Genomic DNA, 15,057 nt, shown 5'->3' with positions numbered 1-15,057 from the left:
CTTATCGAGTAAAAGGAGATAAGGAAGATGAGTTTAGTTGAGAACAGGATTGTGAAAGCTTCTTTTAGAGAAAACCCCGTAGAGGAAAGAAAATTGTTTCCTCAATCCTCATGCCTTATGCCCATTAGTGTTGGACAAGCAATCCATGAAGGCGAAAAATTTGCAGCAGTAATTAAACTAATTAATACCTCATTTAAACAGTGTACCATCCTCGTGGATGATAGCGTGCAACGCCATACAATTGGCATTATGAACCATGCATCTTCCGATGAATTATACCAGCTTGCTGTAAAAGAAGGGGATGATTGGTTAAAGCGTAATGAAATGGCGTACAATCAATTAACCATACCTTTTGAGATCATGCGTTGGGATGATTGGTACAACAGTCAGAATTACATTAACGGCCACGTACGTGTCCAAAAAGAATATGATTCCAATGAATTATTCCGGCAAGCAATGCATGCCAACATTGATGATTTTTTAACGCGATATCTGAGCCGATTTTCTACGAAAGATGTTGATTCTGAACGAGCATTCCAACTTTGTCTTGATTATTTGATTGAAGAATGTTCCGTGATGTGTCTGTGGACAGAAAAGGCATACGATTTCGAAGTTTATCCTAGCGGCAGAAACAAAGCGATGGCTGCGACTTATGAATATTTAATTAAACCTCATTATCCAGACTATTTAAGACCTGTTGCCCTTCGCTTTAAAAAATATCCTGCAAAAGCAACAGAAGAGAACCTGAAAATAATGCAAAAAGCGGGTCATGAAAGTGAGTCAATTGGCGGTTTTTGAGTGTGTCTTTGAACTTCATCATCTCGAGTCTAACGAGAGAGCTCCAAGATATAGCACAGGACGGGCGTTGGGTTTTGTACATTTTGTAGGTGTTGGATTAATGAGAGGCGTTTGCGTTTACCCATTGTTTCATCTCAAAAGTCGTTTCATTGATTACCTTAAGCACCTGCTGATACAATTGCTCCAATAAATCGCGCTGCCCTGATTTCCAGTAGCGCTCAAGATATTGGCATGCTATTTTTATTCGAGTTGCGCCAACATATACTACGCCTCCCTTAATTTTATGAATAATTTTTTGAGTTTGTTCCCAGTCCCCTTGGGCATGTGCTTTTTTGAGCAACGCAATATCTTCGACAAGTGATTGATTGAGCATGAGATTGAGTATGTCGCAAAGTGTATCTTCTGTACCGGTAGTTTTAATTCCCTCTTCAACATCAAATATTGGGAATTGAGACAGCTCAAAAAGTTCTTCTACTGTTGCAGGTAAATCAAAAAGTCTATGTTCAGGGATTTCCTTTGCTTTTTGTATGGAAGGAATGAATGAGCTTAAAATATCACAACATTTTTTTTGTGTTAGTGGTTTACTGATTACAGCATTCATGCCCGACTCAATGCATCGTTGTTTGTTTTCCTCACCTACATGGGCTGTAAGTGCAATGATGGGAGTGTAATATTTTTTTGCAACTTCATGCACACGAATGTGATGGGTTACTTGATAACCGTCCATATCAGGTAATCCAACATCCATAAAAATCAAATCGTATTTATTTTTTTTCCATAGTTGTAATGCAGATTGTCCATCAATCGCTGTATCTACTTGACAGTGACATTCACTCAACATGACTTTTGCTACAGTTTGCGCCACAGAATTGTCTTCAACGAGTAAGATACGATGTTTTAATGATTTTGTTGATGGAGCTAGAGAAGAGGGGGTATTTACAGTATTTTGTTCAAGATGGTCAATCTTAGGCTCAAAATCTTTATCAATACCGGTTTCATCTTCTAAGAGTGCTGTTTTTAAGGGGATGATGCATGTGAACGTTGTTCCTTTAGCAACAGTACTCTCGACATATATTTCCCCATCTAATTCATCAATGAACTGTTTGATTACAGAAAGACCTAAACCTGCTCCTTTATAAATTCCTTTATAGGAAGGCGTTAAGCGTTTGAATTGCAAGAAAATTTCTTGTTGCTTGTCTTTGGGAATCCCCATGCCACTATCTTCCACGACAAATTTGATGACCACTTCACGGTTTTCTCGTTTCGCTAGTATGGCTATTAATTTCACAAACCCAGCATCTGTAAAATTTAATGAATTGGAAATCAGTTCCAGTAAAATTCTATGAATGCGAATGGGATCTCCGATAAAGAATCGTGGGATATTGGGGTCAAACTCTAAAGATAAAGTCAAACGCTTAGAGGACGCTTTGGCTTTATTCAAATCAATTACATGCTGAACTATTTTCTCTAAGATAAATTTTTTCCTCACTTTGGGAAGTTCACCAGAGCTTACATGAATCGCTTCGAGTACATCATCCATAAAATCAAGTAGGGCATGGCTTGAGGCAATCAGATTCTCTGCATATTCTTTAATTCTAGGGCTTTCTGCTTCAGCTTTGATGATGTCGGTAAAGCCAACAATCCCAGAGAGCGGGGTGCGGATGTCGTGGCGCATATTCTCAAGAAACTCAGTTTTTGCCAGGCTCGCGGCTTCTGCTTTTTCTTTTGCAATCTTGAGTTCCGCTTCAATTTTTTTCCTGTCGGTGATATCAATGGAAATCCCCAATACACCTGTAATTTCCCCTCTTTTATTACGCATTGGCGATTTATGACTTAAAAAAATAGCATCTTTACCTTCTGTGAGTGCCTTTTCTTCAATAATCTCGGTTTCACCAGTTTGCATGATGTGCAGATCATTTTGACGAAATAATTCGGCTTGATTCTTACCCCATGGTAAATCAAAATCGGTTTTGCCTACGATTTCATAGCCAAATAGAAATCCTACGCTTTGAGCTTGTCGGTTATTACACCCTAAATAAACCCCGTTTTTATCTTTCCAGTAAACGTGTCCTGGCATATGGGCCAGAATGTTTTCCAAGGTGGATTGTGTTTGTTCTTGGCTCGACCAAAGATCAGCTTCTTGTTTCTTGCGATTGGTTATATTTAATGAGATACCAATAATACCAGTGACATTACCTTGTGCATCGTGCAGAGGTGTTTTCCTAGTTAATACGACTACGCGTTCTCCATTCGCGATGGTACCAATTTCCTCCAACTCCAATGGGGAATTAAGTGTCATTACTTTTAAATCATTATTACGAATCGTTTCTGCAGACGCAGCCCAAGGCATTTCAAAATCTGTTTTTCCAATTACAGATTTCATCCCAGTCATTTCCAACATCGCATCATTACAACCTAAATAAACTCCATTTTTGTCTTTCCAATAGATACTTCCTGGTAATGCTTTGATAATGCTTAAAATGACAGAGGAATTTTCTGCAGATGGAACTGGAGTAGGGGGTTCCTTGAAATGATTAGTTTTGATTTTATTACGTTTCTTTTCTGACATAAGTTGCTCTCTTTATTTTTAAAGTTATAGACCTAATATTCAACACGTACAAGACAAACAAGTCATATTTTTAAAAAATGTTTCAAAGAATTATCTTTCCTTGCTTAATGAGCTATCAGGGTCTTTAATAAATAAATGTTTGTTTACTTGGAGCCAAAATGTCTGTGAGTAAAGAATGCATTAAGCTGTTGCAAAACTTAGTGGATCAATATGGACAAGATGGAAAGAATGATAAAGACTACCCCTTGATCTATTCCTTATTAAAAGATTTGTTGTTTCTCGTGTTGCAACATAAAAAAGATCATAAAGACGAACGAATTATTGGTTTTCTCAGTACCTCTGCATTGATTTTGGATGAAAATTCCTGTTTTGCGCAGCAATGCAAATTATTTTTAATTGCCTATCAACAACTGACTCATGCTTTAGATTCAATGTTGGATGTTGAATTAAAGATTCGACCCGAATTAGACGAGTCATGGGGTAAGCAACTTGAATCAGAGCCCAATATCTCTCTTGGGGCTTCTCCTTTTTTTCTTGAGTTGCAAGAAGCTATTGCTCATAGGGCACGACGCATGGCAGAAAAAGAACCAAAAAATTGGGAAGCACCTAAGCTATAGCTTATGAAGTACGCATCATTATTGGGTTACGGTAAGTTTCAAGTATAAGCCATGAGTGAATAACTTTTGGTTTTGTCTTTGAAATTTCACTTGGTCTATATACCCTATATCAAATGTGGCAGCTTTTGAGAGCTGCCTTTCTATACCCAAAAAGGCTCGGTTTTCAGCAAAAAATTTATCACTAACCCATATTGGATGATTGAAGTTCAAAAACACTTCATCGAAGGTTGAAAGTGAATATTTGGTATTCTTAAAAGGAATTTTAAGGGTGATTTGTTCCCGCAAACGTGTTGCCCAGTCGGAGTATAGAGTATTTTTTCGTTGCTCAAGGCGGGAACGATTGGATACATTAAACAATTTAGAGTGATAGAGTTTCCACTGAAATTGTTGCCACAATACATTTTCATGTGAAATAACTCCTTGAGTATTTTCTGATAAAAAATAGGCATACCCAATATAGGGTGTAAAATTAGGGGTAATTTGATATCCAGCGCCGGAATAGATATGTGCTTCATCCATTCCATACCGATCATCAATTAGGATTAACCGCGGTTCCACATAATATTTCCATTGTTTGTATTCATTAGAAAAGGGGCCAATAAAGATTCCGGTCAACCAAAAGGAACCGAAATTTTGTACATTTGCAAAAGCAGTTGAACAAACAACAATAGTGCATAATAAAGAAAAAATCCTTTTAATATTTAAACACATAGGAGTCTCTTGCAAGCACGCTGAGTTACCCTAAAAGTGCGCGAATTATTTTTAATTTCAGTTGGGTATATGGCATGTATTTAATGGGCAACTCAAACCAGAACGTTTTTTTCAAAATACTTTTGAAATGGCTGAATGTTTTAAAACCGGCTTCACCGTGATAACTTCCCATACCGCTTTCACCTACCCCACCAAATGGAAGGTGTGAATCGCAAATATGCATAATCACATCATTAATACACCCACCACCAAAAGAAACCTCATTGACAATTCGTGTTTGCAATTTTGAATCTTTTCCAAAAACATAAAGAGACAAAGGACGTGGACGTGATTTGATTTCTTGTAAGACCGGCTCGAGATCAGTAAAAGGAATAACGGGTAAAATTGGGCCGAAAATCTCTTCTTTCATGATTTCATCGGCAAAACTCACATCCTTCAGAATGGTTGGCTCAATGTAGTTTTCTGTGTCGATGACCTGTCCACCAGTGAATAGTTTTTGAGGATCAATGAGTTTTTTTAAGCGTTGTACGTGTTTTTGATCGATAATACGCACGTAACTATCGCTCTCAAGAGGATTGGGACCAATAATTTTGCTGATTTGATTTTTAAGCTCTGTTAATAAGGGTTGATAAATTTTTTCCTCAACTAAAAGATAATCAGGTGCAATACAGGTCTGTCCTGCATTTAAAAACTTGCCCCAGATAATTCGCTGTGCTGAAATTTTCAGATCTGCATCAGCAAAAACAAGACAAGGGCTTTTTCCACCCAATTCCAGGGTAATGGGTGTCAGGTGTTCTGCCGCAGCCTTAGCAACAATTTTACCTACAGTAGTACTGCCGGTAAAAAACAGTTTGTCAAAGCGTATACTAAGAAGCTCTTGAGTGACATCAACGCCGCCTTCTACGACATAAAGATAAGCCGGCTCAAAATTTTGATTGATTATTTTTGCTAGCGCTGCAGAAGTATGCTGTGGCAGCTCACTGGGTTTGATAATACTGGTATTGCCAGCTGCCATAGCGGCAATCAAAGGAACTAACGTTAACTGATAAGGGTAATTCCATGCTCCGATAATCAGCGTTGTACCATAAGGTTCTGGCAAGATAAAACTTTTTCCTGGTTGGTTTACCAATTCGGTGCGTGTTGCTTTGGGTTTCGCCCATTTGTGTACGTATTTAATTGCTTTATCAAGTTCATGATAAATTATGGCAAGTTCAGTCAAATACGTTTCAAATTGCGATTTTTTGATATCCGCATAGAGTGCCTCAGAGAGGAGTTGCTCATTTTGCTTAAGAATGGTTTTTAATTTCTGAAGTTGTTGCTTACGAAAATCAATTGCTTTCGCTTTTCCGCCAGCTGCAAACTTTCTCTGCTCTTCAACAACCGTGTGGATATTCATGAATGGATGCCTGTGTAAAAAGTATTTATTTATCAGTAGTTAAACTGTTTCATTCTAGTTAAATCCTTAAGGCATGGCCAGAGATTATTTATGTTTTTCAGTTGTGGTTCCCTGAATGCGGGGCATTGCTCGGTAGCCTGGTTGCCTGCAACTAGGCTACACGCAAAACTGACTTCTCAAGATTCTTAGCCTAAGGCGAATGATGTTTACTTTTCGAATTTAAAATTTCATCCTGTAATTCCATAACTTTCTCCATATACATTTCTTCTTTACTCAGTTTGTCCTTGCATAATGCTTTTTCTGTGGGTGTCATTCTAAGCAACAATTGGATGTATGCATCTGTTGCGGTTCGTGTTTGTGTTGAAAAAGTTGTTGATAGGGTGCCTTTGGTAACCAGCTCAAGCAGATTCGGGTTAATCGAATGCCGGGATGAATCAGATTCAGCATCCTCTTTAAGTTTGTTTAAAGTGGTGCTCATTATTTGTAGAAACTGAGTTAATCCGGCAATGGGATTGGTTATTCCAAGTGACACTGCACGCAAAATGCTTAGGCATTTTTCTCTGCATAAATTTTCTAATAGATCATCCAAATCATTAACAAACGGAGGTAACTCAACAGTTGAATTCAGACTGTCCATAAGATGCGTATCCGATAATAAGCTCTTATGTTTTTCTCCCGTCTTGTAATTTTGATAAATGCTTTTATCAAGTAATGAGGGGGTGAAACTACTATGACAGGCCTCAGAAAGGCTTATATTTTTTCTGGTGGTACGCCCTTTTCCATGTTGCAAAGTGGTATGACCGTATGTCGGCAAAACCCCTGTTTTATAATAAGCAATTAAGGTATAAAAAAATAAATCAACACGTCGACTTGCATGCTCTATGATATTTCCTTTAGAGAGCTTAAGAAGTGCATTTTGATTCTGATGGTTTATTGTTAAGAAAAAATTTGAGTGTGGTAATTTAAGTGCAGCACTGTAATTGTCTTTGTAATCAAAACGGTGTCTTCTATCTGAAAATTGCTTGTGTTCTTCTGCTTTTAATTTTTTAAAAAAATGGGATTGGGGTTCTTTCGCAACAGGATTGCTTTCTTTTTTTGGGGGGGCGCTCATTGGGGTTATTTTTTTTGCCGAAGGCACCGATTGTGCTTGGGTCGTTTTAAATGTGGCGTTAGTTTGTTGTGTGGGTTTGGCAATCTTAAATAGTCGCTTCATCATAGGTCCCTCCGAGATTAGCGTGAACACGTTACAATTATTTATCAAAGTGTTTCAAGAATTATCTTTGCATAAAATGACTTAATTTGGCAAGAGCATCAGTTTACTGACAGGTCTATTTTCTGATTTACGAGCTCTTTTTCTTGCTCGTTTTTTCTGTGGATTTTTTCTTTTTCATACTTTCTTTCAAAAGTGTAATAAAATCAGCTACATCTGCTGAGCTTTCTTCAGCAATTTCTGCAGCATCCTCTTCTTTGATGACCGGTTGTTTGGCTATTTGTTGATCGAGCCATTTTTTCAATGTGTCACGATATTCATTATGATATTTCTCAGGTTGCCATTTAGTCGTCATTTCGTTGATTAAAGTAACCGCCATTTTTATTTCTGATGCTGAGATTTTGTAATTTTTAAAATCTTCTTTAGGAAGATCCATCTCTGTTTCTTCACGAATCTCATCCTTAAAGTGAATCAAATATAAAAGGAGGGCATCCTGATGAGGCAGGATTAAACAAATAGATTCTTTGGTACGGATAATGACTTTGGCAACACCTGCCTTATTGGTTTTTTTTAACGATTCTCTTAATAAAACATAGGCTTTTTTATTTTTGCTTTCTGGGATGAGGTAATAGGGCTTTATCAAGTAAAGACTGTCAATTTCTTGAAAATCAACAAATTCTTCAATGTTAATTGCTTTAAATAAATCAGGGCTGGCTTTTTCAAACTTTTTTTCATCAACCACGATATAACGGTCTTTTTCAAATTCAAATCCTTTGACAATGTGTTCCCAAGGAACTTCCTTCCCTGTTTTTTCGCTAACTCGTTGATAATGAACTCTTGATTTCGTTTTTTTATCAAGCAAATGAAATTTGAGATCATTTTGCTCTTCAATGGAGTACAAAGAAACTGGTATTGAAACTAGGCCAAAAGATATCTCGCCTTTCCAAAATGATCTAGGCATTGCTTAATCCTTTAATTACATTGCTTATTAAAGCGTAGACTATTTTTACAGGTCATATGGGCATATCACTCTGTTCTGCATGAGAAATACAGAGAAGTGGAAATTCTAAATATTTTTCTTAAAATTAAAATAATCAGGGTGAATGGAGTGGCACATGGGAATTGAGCCTTATCGTAAAAAAAGAAACTTTAATAAAACTCCTGAACCCAGTGGTGTTGTTTCTTCTGAAAATGATCATTTATTTGTGATTCAAAAACACGCCGCCAGCCACCTGCATTATGATTTTCGTCTTGAACTAAATGGGGTTTTGCTCAGTTGGGCTGTTCCCAAGGGCCCATGTTTTGATCCTTCTGTAAAACGGCTTGCAATGCATGTAGAAGACCATCCTCTTGAATATGGATATTTTGAAGGAGTTATACCTAAGGGCCAGTACGGTGCGGGCAATGTGATGTTATGGGATCAAGGCATTTGGAAACCACTTGATACGGATCCTGAAAAAGCGTATCGATCAGGACACTTGCGTTTTGAATTAGAGGCCAAAAAATTAAAAGGACGTTGGGACTTAGTGCGTTTTAAAGATGAAGCACACTGGTTTTTAATTAAATTTAAAGACAAATTTGCGCGAAAACTGCAAGAATATGATGTGACTGAAGAAGAACCAGATAGCGTGATGACTAATCTTTCTATAGATGAAATAGGGGAACAATACGGTAAAAGCAGCGAGTCGAATAAAAAAAAACTGAAAAATAAGCATCCACTAGAACTTTCTAATCACTTAAGTGTCAGTCCTTTCCCTGGGTTTGTTGCACCACAATTAGCTACGTTGGTAGATAAGGCTCCCGAGGGTTCAGATTGGGCCCATGAAATAAAATTTGACGGGTACCGAATTATTGCCTTGATTCATAATGATCATATCCACTTAAAATCGCGTAATAATATAGATTGGACCAATGATTTAGTATCTGTAGTTGATGCACTTAAAGAATTGACCTTGTCTCAAGCCATATTCGATGGAGAAGTCGTTTTACTTGATGCACATGGAAAATCTGATTTTCAATTATTACAAAATACAATTAAAGCAAATACTAAGGCGCCATTTATTTATTATCTGTTTGATATTTTGTATTACGATCAATTTGATTTACGAGCATTGCCTTTATTAAAGCGTAAAGCCATTTTAAAAAATATATTAGAAGGACAGGATAAAACGCTTCGTTTTAGTGATCATATTATTGGAGAAGGTGATTTCCTTTTTCATCGTGCATGTGAACTCGGGCTTGAAGGAATCATTTCCAAACAAATTGATAGTCCTTATCTATCAGGACGCAGTAAAAGATGGCTTAAAATCAAGTCCTTGTTGCGACAAGAGTTTGTCATTTGTGGCTACTCTGTGCCAACAGGCTCTCGTAAATATTTCCGCGCATTGTATTTGGGAGTATATAATGAACAAGGAAAACTCGACTATACCGGAAATGTGGGAACGGGCTTCTCAGCGTCATCACTTAAGGACATTTTTTCTCGGTTGCAAAAGATTCTGACCCAGCAAAATCCTTTCAATAAAAAGATACCAGGTTCTCAAGGCGTCGTGTGGGTGCAACCTAAATTAGTGGCTGAAATTGAGTTCACGCATTGGACAGAGGGGGGGCATTTACGTCATCCCAGCTTCAAAGGATTGCGCCTGGATAAGAAACCTGAAGAAGTGTTGCGTGAGCAAAAGATTGTCGTGGTGACGCAAGACAAAAAAATGAAAAAAGAGGCAACTCAAAATGCCAAAGCCCATTCCTTCAAAATAACGCATCCTGATAAAGTGTTTTATCCAGAGGATGGTATTACCAAAAAGGAGTTATTGAATTATTACGAGTGTGTTTGTAATTACATGATGCCGTTTATAAAGAATAGACCTTTATCATTACTGCGCTGTCCCGAAAACTGGCACGAGGGTTTTTTTCAACGTCATTATACTGATTCAACCCCTAAAACGTTAAAAGCTATTTCCATAGAAGCTAAAGAAGGTAAAGAGGAGAAAGAACCTTATGTTTATTTAGATACAAAAGAAGGGCTTTTCAGTTTGGTGCAAATGAATGTTTTGGAAATTCATCCATGGGGAAGTCTGGTTCATCATATAGAAAAACCAGACTTTATTGTCTTTGACTTGGACCCAGGGCCATCTGTTACCTGGGCAGGAATAGTAAAGGCAGCTTTTGAAATCAGGAAATATCTTGATGAGTTCAAACTCACTTCGTTTGTTAAAACAACCGGTGGTAAAGGCTTACATGTAGTGGTGCCCATTGAACCTGAATATAATTGGGATGAAGTAAAAAATTTCACGCAAGTCTTTGCAGAGTTTATGGCGCAAGTGAATCCAGACAAATACACAAGCACGATGGCTAAAGCAAAGCGAAACAACAGGATATTTATTGATTTCTTGCGAAATCAACGAGGTGCTACAGCAATTGGCCCTTATTCTAGTCGAGCACGTATTCATGCACCTGTTGCAGTTCCCATTCATTGGGATGAATTAAGTAAAGAGAAACGAGATACGGAGTTCACAATTAAAACGTTGCCTAAACGATTAGCTTCATTAAAGACTGATCCATGGGAGGATTATTGGAAAATAAAACAATCTTTGCGTTTGAATTCAATTCTTTGAGTTTTTAGGCGGATGGGTACACTGCGTAGTCATCCCTGTATGTGCTAGGTTATTCGTTGACAAAAAAAGCTCAATAACCGTAGGCTGGGCTGCTAAGCCCAGCATGTAACAATGCGCTGAAGTATTTCTTTTCAATTGGGCTTCATAATGGAGTTTTGGGAGTAGGAGTTAACTTAGCAGATGCTGGGCTTAACAGCCCAGCCTACACCGACTGATACGCGGTAACAATAATTTAAATTGTGTACTCCGGCGCCCCACCTTTCTTATATACCAAAACAGTTCGTTCAAAAGACATAAATAATTCTTTATTCTGGTTAATTCCGCGTGTTTCTACGGTAATTATTCCTTGAGCTGGTCTTGATTTTGACTCGCGTTTTGCTTTTATTTCGCTTTCAGCGTAAATGGTATCCCCCTCAAATACTGGTTTTAGTAGTTTGACTTTATCCCACTCCAGATTCGCTACTACTTTCTTGGAGATTGTATTAACAGTCATTCCCGTAATAATAGCGAGTGTGAATGTGCTATCAACTATAGGTTTTTTCCATTCCGTGTGTTCCGCATAATGTGCATCAAAATGCAATTGGGCTGTGTTCATGGTCAGTAAGGTAAACCATATATTGTCATTTTGAGTAATGGTTCTTCCTGGTCTATGTTCAATAATTTGTCCTACTTCAAAATCTTCAAAATAAAAACCGAAGTCTTCACGCAAGCGATTGTTGCCAAGAGATCTATAGCTTTGATGTGACATATTCATTACCTTCTTAAGTTTGCTGATAATTTAAGCACTTCTTGGGCATGTTTATAGATAGGGATATCTATCATTTGTCCATGATATTGACATGCTTGGCCCCCAGATTGCTCGAAAAGCACTACAATTTCTTTTGCTCGCTCAATCTCTTCAGGGCTCGGTGCAAAATGTTGCTTTATGGGCGCAATTTGTTTTGGATGAATTGCTAGTTTTCCTTTAAACCCTAGTGCTTTAATCCGAATCACTTCCGAAATTAATTGTTCCTCGTTGGTAAAATCGAAAAAAGGAGAGTCAATGGCGGGAATGTGCGCCAGCGCAGCAGCTTGGACTATCTGATTGCGCGCCGACAAAAGAACATCCCAGCTCATTTGACACCCTATATCGACAGCAAAATCTGCTGCACCAAAGAGCAGACCAGAGACAGGGGTGTTCGTTACTATAGAGTTTAAGTTCAGCAAGCCTTTTGCTGTTTCAATCAATGCTAACAGCTTAATGTTTCGTGCTTCTAAATTGAGCACTTTATAAATGATATTTAACTCTTCGGCACTTTCTGTTTTGGGATATAAAATGGCATCAAAATAAATATCCTCTTGCTTGAACGCGAGTAAATCAGGAAGGCCTGCATCAGTGGTGATATGATTGATGCGTACAATAGTGAGTAACTCTGGATGTTTTGTTTTTAAAAACTGAATTATATGTGCACGAGCGTTGTCTTTCTCGTCAGCAGGGACGGCATCTTCCAGTTCTAAAATAAGGCCATTTGCTCTTGAGGCCAGTGCTTTTTCAAAAAGGTTTGGCTTATTTCCCGGAGTAAAGAGCAGTGCAGGTGAGAGTGATAAATCCATCTTAAATAAATCCTTGCTGTTTTGCTTGTTGTTCTAATTGCTCACGAAATGCTGGATGGGCAATTTTAATTAATTGGCGAGTTCGTTCTGTGGTGGAACGGCCTTTCAATTGTGCTACCCCATATTCCGTGACCACATAATCAATATCAAGTCGTGTATCTGTGGCGATTGAGGAGAGTCGGGGTACAATTCTGGATAGGGTTCCTTGTTTTGCGGTAGAGCTGCTGGCAATTATTGTTTTCCCACCTTCGGAATAATGAACGCCACGAATAAAATCCAATTGTCCGCCTACACCCGAAAATTGATGGCCAATAAATTCTGCATTGACTTGTCCGCTAAAATCAATCTCAATGAAGGCATTAACGGAGGTCATCATGTTATTCTTCCCAATCACGTTTGGTTCATTAACATAGGAGACTGGAAGGCAGAACATGGAAGGGTTATTGTTAATAAAATCATATAAATGTTTATCACCAATCGCAAAAGTAAATACATTGACGAAAGGATTTAATGTTTTATTGGCATTCGTAACTACCCCTTTCTGGATAAGCTCAATCATTCCGGAAGTAATGACTTCTGTGTGTATGCCAAGATCCTTATGATCACCTAATTGTTCGCACACTGCGTTAGGTACACCGCCTATTCCCATTTGAATGGTTGCTCCATTAGGGATTAAGGAGGTAATGTGTTGGCCAATTTGCCGATCTAATTCACTAGCAGGCTTTGAGGGCTCTTCTAACAATGCAGTGGTATTTTCGACTATGGCATCTATCTCACTCACATGGATTAACGTCGAGCCTGCTGTTCTAGGCATGTTTTCATTCACTTCAACGATTAATTTATTCGCGTAACGCGCCAGTTCAATAGCATAATCGCCGTTAGTACCTAAATTGAAATAACCAAATTGGTCCATAGGAGAGACTGTGACTATGAATGCATCCAGCTTGGTGATGGATTTAATGGTACCAGGATAACGACTAAAACTGATCGGAACGAAGTTGATATGCTTTTTACCTAAAGCATATCCGCGTTCAGCCAGTTCAACTTCTCCTTTGGACATCATCGAAGAGTAGGGTCTAATAATATGGAGCAATTCCTCTTGAAAAATTGTCTTTAGAGCCACATCACCACAGCGAAGATAGTAGACCTTTACCTCCTTGAGATCGCCTGCTTTTGCACGTTCAGCAAGAGCATGGCATAAGGCGGGAGGAGTCGAAACACGCATGCCCATGGAAATTACAGCCGTTGACGGAATCAGATTTACTGCTTCCTTTGCCGAACGTAATTTTTGTTGGTATTGTTTGTCACTGTTCATTTATCATCCCTAATAAAACACAAACGCAGTAAATTATTGATCAAGATTATTAAATGTCAATCGTACTAATCGCTCCAGTACTTGTGCGTCATGAGGGGCAACTACTTTTTCATCATTATCGAGGTAGCAAAAAATTTGTTTCACGTGTTGCTGCCATGTGGCAAATTTATGGGCATAGCTGAGTAGGGTTTTTTCTTCATAATTACCGGAGTAAGGCTCGAGATGTGGTCCATGTAATCGTAAGTAGATAAAATCACTGGTGATAATCTCTGGACACTGATATCCCTTAAAATCATAAAAACACAGCGCAATATTTTTTTTAGCAAGTAAATCATAGACCTCCTGACGTAACCAACTTTTATTTCTAAACTCAAACGTATAGTGAAATGATGTAGGTAAGGTCTCAATAAACTGTTCCAGACGCTCCAGATTAAAAGGCCAATAAGGCGGAAGTTGAAATAAAACAGGCCCTAGTTTTTCTTCTAATCCTTCAATTACCTGCAGAAAGTAAAGAGTTGTATCCCGAACGTCCTTGAGCATTTTTATATGTGTTAAATAGCGGCTTGCTTTACACGAAAAAATAAAGTGATCTGGAGTGGTTTCTTTCCATTTTTCAATGGATGTTGGAGAGGGTATGCGGTAAAAACTGCTATTGAGCTCTACTGAGCCAAAGACACTGGAGTAATATGCCAACGTATCTTTTTCTGCAAGAGATGGAGGATAGAAAATTTCTTTCCAGCCATTAAAACTCCATCCCGAGGTCCCTATGTTAACGAAGGGCATTGCCATCTCCTTGCAGAACTATTCGTTTGGCGCAATACCTAACATATTTAAACCACGGCTAATATCATCTGCGACTGTAGGTCTGGATAATAAATATTCACCGGTATGATCAGTCATTTCTTCCTGAGCAAAATTAAATGCATCTTCCCATTCGTCCTGAGTGTAATCTCCACGGCCTAAATACATTAAGGCAACTAAAGTTGCTTGTTGGTCGAGACGTAAATTATCAATGTATTCAACAGTTTCTTGATAAACAGGATCATTTTGATAATCTGCCAATACGTAGAATGCATCCATTTCCTCTGTGACTTCAGGAAAACTAACCTCTTCTTTTGCTTGAAACTGTCGTGCTTTATCAAGAAGATCACGAATCGTTTCTGTATCAATATTCAACATACTTATCTCCTTATTTCATATGTCTTCCAATAATTATCGCTTAAATAAAATATAGTTT

At 38.1% G+C, this 15,057-nt stretch carries 13 protein-coding genes; 3 read left to right on the top strand and 10 right to left on the bottom strand.

Annotated elements, in window-relative coordinates:
- The first annotated feature begins 27 nt into the window (after nucleotides 1-27).
- Nucleotides 28-798, top strand: a complete 771-nt coding sequence (locus BGO44_RS13055; protein ID WP_273197257.1) for a hypothetical protein — start codon at nucleotides 28-30, stop codon at nucleotides 796-798.
- A gap of 97 nt (nucleotides 799-895) precedes the next feature.
- Here the strand turns inward: BGO44_RS13055 and BGO44_RS13050 are convergent, their stop codons facing one another.
- Complete coding sequence (locus BGO44_RS13050; RefSeq protein ID WP_058509449.1) at nucleotides 896-3,367, bottom strand: PAS domain-containing sensor histidine kinase; 2,472 nt, start codon at nucleotides 3,365-3,367, stop codon at nucleotides 896-898.
- A 158-nt stretch (nucleotides 3,368-3,525) separates the two neighbouring features.
- Between BGO44_RS13050 and BGO44_RS13045 the strand changes: the two genes are divergently transcribed.
- Nucleotides 3,526-3,984: a hypothetical protein gene (locus tag BGO44_RS13045; protein WP_273197254.1), complete on the top strand. Its 459-nt coding sequence runs from the start codon at nucleotides 3,526-3,528 to the stop codon at nucleotides 3,982-3,984.
- An 18-nt stretch (nucleotides 3,985-4,002) separates the two neighbouring features.
- Here BGO44_RS13045 and BGO44_RS13040 read toward each other — a convergent pair whose 3' ends face one another.
- The 4 genes from BGO44_RS13040 to ku all read right to left on the bottom strand — a co-directional run bounded on the left by BGO44_RS13040 (nucleotide 4,003) and on the right by ku (nucleotide 8,262).
- Nucleotides 4,003-4,695 carry a DUF2490 domain-containing protein gene (locus BGO44_RS13040; protein ID WP_273197251.1) on the bottom strand — a complete coding sequence of 231 codons (693 nt, stop codon included), beginning with the start codon at nucleotides 4,693-4,695 and terminating at the stop codon, nucleotides 4,003-4,005.
- Between the two features lie 25 nt (nucleotides 4,696-4,720).
- Nucleotides 4,721-6,091 (bottom strand): aldehyde dehydrogenase, encoded by a 1,371-nt coding sequence (locus BGO44_RS13035; protein ID WP_273197249.1) that lies wholly within the window; start codon nucleotides 6,089-6,091, stop codon nucleotides 4,721-4,723.
- A 190-nt stretch (nucleotides 6,092-6,281) separates the two neighbouring features.
- Complete coding sequence (locus BGO44_RS13030; RefSeq protein ID WP_272947110.1) at nucleotides 6,282-7,307, bottom strand: hypothetical protein; 1,026 nt, start codon at nucleotides 7,305-7,307, stop codon at nucleotides 6,282-6,284.
- 124 nt (nucleotides 7,308-7,431) lie between these two features.
- Nucleotides 7,432-8,262: a non-homologous end joining protein Ku gene (ku, locus tag BGO44_RS13025; RefSeq protein WP_273197246.1), complete on the bottom strand. Its 831-nt coding sequence runs from the start codon at nucleotides 8,260-8,262 to the stop codon at nucleotides 7,432-7,434.
- Nucleotides 8,263-8,416: 154 nt separating this feature from the next.
- On the opposite strand from ku, the gene ligD reads away from it, so the two are divergent.
- Nucleotides 8,417-10,912, top strand: a complete 2,496-nt coding sequence (gene ligD / locus BGO44_RS13020) for a DNA ligase D (RefSeq protein ID WP_273197243.1) — start codon at nucleotides 8,417-8,419, stop codon at nucleotides 10,910-10,912.
- A gap of 232 nt (nucleotides 10,913-11,144) precedes the next feature.
- On the opposite strand, the gene BGO44_RS13015 is transcribed toward ligD, so the two are convergent.
- The 5 genes from BGO44_RS13015 to BGO44_RS12995 are packed head-to-tail and all read right to left on the bottom strand — an operon-like array spanning nucleotide 11,145 to nucleotide 14,999.
- A complete protein-coding gene (locus BGO44_RS13015) occupies nucleotides 11,145-11,660 on the bottom strand; it encodes a MaoC/PaaZ C-terminal domain-containing protein (protein WP_273197240.1) in 516 nt (171 codons plus the stop codon).
- A 5-nt stretch (nucleotides 11,661-11,665) separates the two neighbouring features.
- A complete protein-coding gene (locus tag BGO44_RS13010; protein WP_273197237.1) occupies nucleotides 11,666-12,505 on the bottom strand; it encodes an HpcH/HpaI aldolase/citrate lyase family protein in 840 nt (279 codons plus the stop codon).
- A 1-nt stretch (nucleotide 12,506) separates the two neighbouring features.
- Nucleotides 12,507-13,820 carry an acetyl-CoA hydrolase/transferase family protein gene (locus BGO44_RS13005; protein WP_273197235.1) on the bottom strand — a complete coding sequence of 438 codons (1,314 nt, stop codon included), beginning with the start codon at nucleotides 13,818-13,820 and terminating at the stop codon, nucleotides 12,507-12,509.
- 33 nt (nucleotides 13,821-13,853) lie between these two features.
- On the bottom strand, nucleotides 13,854-14,603 hold the full coding sequence (locus BGO44_RS13000; protein WP_273197233.1) for a DUF72 domain-containing protein: 750 nt from the start codon (nucleotides 14,601-14,603) through the stop codon (nucleotides 13,854-13,856).
- An 18-nt stretch (nucleotides 14,604-14,621) separates the two neighbouring features.
- The gene (locus tag BGO44_RS12995) at nucleotides 14,622-14,999 is read right to left on the bottom strand and encodes a DUF3775 domain-containing protein (protein ID WP_058509459.1); all 378 of its coding nucleotides are present in this window, start codon (nucleotides 14,997-14,999) and stop codon (nucleotides 14,622-14,624) included.
- Nucleotides 15,000-15,057: the final 58 nt, after the last annotated feature.

Origin of the sequence: Legionella sp. 39-23, from assembly GCF_001897665.1 — a bacterium.
GTDB lineage: Bacteria > Pseudomonadota > Gammaproteobacteria > Legionellales > Legionellaceae > Legionella > Legionella steelei.
This window is presented reverse-complemented; position numbering and strand designations above follow the sequence as displayed.